Annotated in this window: 5 protein-coding genes; 2 read left to right on the forward strand and 3 right to left on the reverse strand. The window is 59.4% G+C overall.

What is annotated here, in order from left to right; translation table 11 throughout:
* Together HWX76_RS36580 and HWX76_RS36395 are read left to right on the forward strand one after the other, a co-directional pair.
* A partial coding sequence (locus tag HWX76_RS36580; RefSeq protein ID WP_208458941.1) for a hypothetical protein occupies positions 1-190 on the forward strand: 190 nt, incomplete at its 5' end.
* Positions 191-305: 115 nt separating this feature from the next.
* A complete protein-coding gene (locus tag HWX76_RS36395; RefSeq protein ID WP_050014909.1) occupies positions 306-581 on the forward strand; it encodes a hypothetical protein in 276 nt (91 codons plus the stop codon).
* A 264-nt stretch (positions 582-845) separates the two neighbouring features.
* Here the strand turns inward: HWX76_RS36395 and phaR are convergent, their stop codons facing one another.
* The 3 genes from phaR to HWX76_RS36995 form a co-directional block, all read right to left on the reverse strand.
* On the reverse strand, positions 846-1,412 hold the full coding sequence (phaR, locus tag HWX76_RS36400) for a polyhydroxyalkanoate synthesis repressor PhaR (protein WP_011549704.1): 567 nt from the start codon (positions 1,410-1,412) through the stop codon (positions 846-848).
* 119 nt (positions 1,413-1,531) lie between these two features.
* Positions 1,532-2,272, reverse strand: coding sequence for a 3-ketoacyl-ACP reductase (locus HWX76_RS36405; protein ID WP_006491801.1), 741 nt, complete (start codon positions 2,270-2,272; stop codon positions 1,532-1,534).
* Positions 2,273-2,406: 134 nt separating this feature from the next.
* On the reverse strand, positions 2,407-2,505 hold a 99-nt coding region (locus HWX76_RS36995; RefSeq protein ID WP_155755281.1), incomplete at its 5' end, for a hypothetical protein.

Here is a 2,505-nt window from a genome sequence, read left to right on the forward strand (position 1 = left end):
TGACGTTCGAGAAGAACTGGGCCGCCGCTCAGCAAGGGCAAGCGGCCTGATTGCCTCGGTTATGGGATTCGTGAAACAGGGGCAAGGTCACACCTTCCAGCACAACACAATTCACCAGAATAATTCAAAGCACTCAACAATCCACAAAAATCATTTCCAAATCCGCCACCCCCATTCAACGCCCGATTAATCTCCGATACATTTCACATCGATCAGACATCGGCACCTATTCGGCCAGCCAATACTGAACCGTGCATGACCCGCATCACAACCCCAGCAATCCACTCATTCACCAAGGAAAGACCATGAGAAAACTCGCGGCCACCCTCGTTTGCGCCATGACGCTTGCAGCATCCTCGTACGCGTCCGCGGAATCGCTTTGCAAGGCAGGCAAGATCGACAAGATCGAAACCGATACGAGCGGCAACCTCCTCGTATCCATCAACGATGGCATTTACTCGTTCAGCGCCAAGGAAGTTTTCCCGATCATCTACTCGGCATTTTCCGAAAACAGAAATCTCTTTATTTACGGAAATAACTGCGCGAACGGATCGGCGGCAAGCCGCTTCGCGGTTCGATAAGCCGGCCGAAAATCCGGCCATCGGCATCTTTTACAATCAGCGCTTTATCTGATATTCGGCCGACCGGGCTTTGCCGGTCGGCCTTGTTCGTTTTATTTGCACTGAGGCGCTACGGCACGACGACGCCCATGCACGCGCGTGCGATGTCGCCGTGCGAACAATCGTTCCGCGACGCGGCCCGTTGCCGTCCCGAATGGGTCGTCCCAAACGACCGTCCCGCACGATGCCGGCGCGACACTTTGCGCGTCCACGCCGGCTCGCCGCTTACTTCTTTTCGGGCTCCGGCGCGCCCGGCTGCTTGAACGGGAACGTGCTGAACATCGACTTCGCCTGGTTCTGCATCTGCTCCTGCATCTGCACGAACATGTTCTTCGACTGCTCGATGTAGCTCGTCATCATCCCTTGCATCATCGGCGCCTGCATGTTCATGAACTGCGACCAGACTTCCGGATTCATCGCGTTACCTTCGTAGAGGTTCTTCGATTGATCCGCGAGCTTGTTCTGGATGTCGATGAATGCCTGGATGTTCTTTTCCAGGTACGTGCCCATCATGCCCTGCATCGCATGACCGTAGAAACGGATGATCTGCGACAGCATCGACGACGAGAACATCGGCACGCCACCGCTTTCCTCTTCGAGGATGATCTGCAAGAGGATGCTGCGCGTCAGGTCTTCATTGGATTTCGCATCGACGACCTTGAAATCCTCCTGCTCCAGCACGAGTTGCTTCACGTCGGTCAGCGTAATGTACGTGCTTGTCTCGGTATCGTAGAGCCGGCGGTTCGGGTATTTCTTGATGAGCCGTTCGGCCGTCTTCTTTGTAGTAGTCATGTAACGCCTTTGAGTGCAGCGTAGCGCAAGTGACGAATCCCCGCCGCCCGAATCCGGGAGGCGGGGGCCTTCGGAAAACGCCCGGCTGCGCGGCCGTCCGGCTCGCGCAGCCCGGACGCTCAGCCCATGTGCAGGCCGCCGTTCAGCGAGAAGTCGGCGCCCGTCGCGAAGCCGGAATCGTTCGACGCGAGCCACGCGACGATCGAGCCGATTTCCTCCGGCCCGCCGAGACGCCGCACCGGAATCGTCGCGACGATCTTCTCCAGCACGTCCGGACGGATCGCCTTCACCATGTCGGTGCCGATGTAGCCCGGCGACACGGTGTTGACCGTCACGCCCTTCGTCGCGACTTCCTGCGCGAGCGACATCGTGAAGCCGTGAATGCCGGCCTTCGCGGTCGAGTAGTTGGTCTGGCCGAATTGCCCCTTCTGGCCGTTCACCGACGAAATGTTGATGATGCGGCCCCAGCCACGTTCGACCATCCCGTCGATCACCTGCTTCGTCACGTTGAACAGGCTCGTCAGGTTGGTGTCGATCACGGCCGTCCAGTCTTCATGCGTCATCTTGCGGAACACGACGTCGCGCGTGATGCCCGCATTGTTGACCAGCACGTCGATCTCGCCGACTTCGGCCTTGACCTTGTCGAACGCTTCCTTGGTCGAGTCCCAGTCGCCGACGTTGCCTTCCGACGCGATGAAGTCGTACCCGAGCGCCTTCTGGTCCTCGAGCCATTTCACCCGGCGCGGCGAGTTCGGGCCGCAACCTGCGACCACCTTGAAGCCGTCTTTCGACAGGCGCTGGCAGATGCTGGTGCCGATGCCGCCCATCCCGCCCGTTACGTACGCAATTCGCTGAGACATAAATCTCACTCCATTTTTTGGTTTCGAGAGCTGCCGGAGCCCCCTCTGACTTCACGTGACGCCGGCCGAAGCCGCAATCGGCCGGCGCACGAATTCGGTTCGCCAGTGGCGAACGGCCGGTGACGGAAGGCAGGTTACGGACGCTCGACCGCGAGCGCGACGCCCATCCCGCCGCCGATGCACAGCGACGCCAGCCCGCGCTTCGCGTCGCGCTTGACCATCTCGTGCAGCAG

The sequence above is a fragment of the Burkholderia sp. BCC0398 genome, from assembly GCF_902833245.1.
Taxonomy (GTDB): Bacteria; Pseudomonadota; Gammaproteobacteria; order Burkholderiales; family Burkholderiaceae; genus Burkholderia; species Burkholderia sola.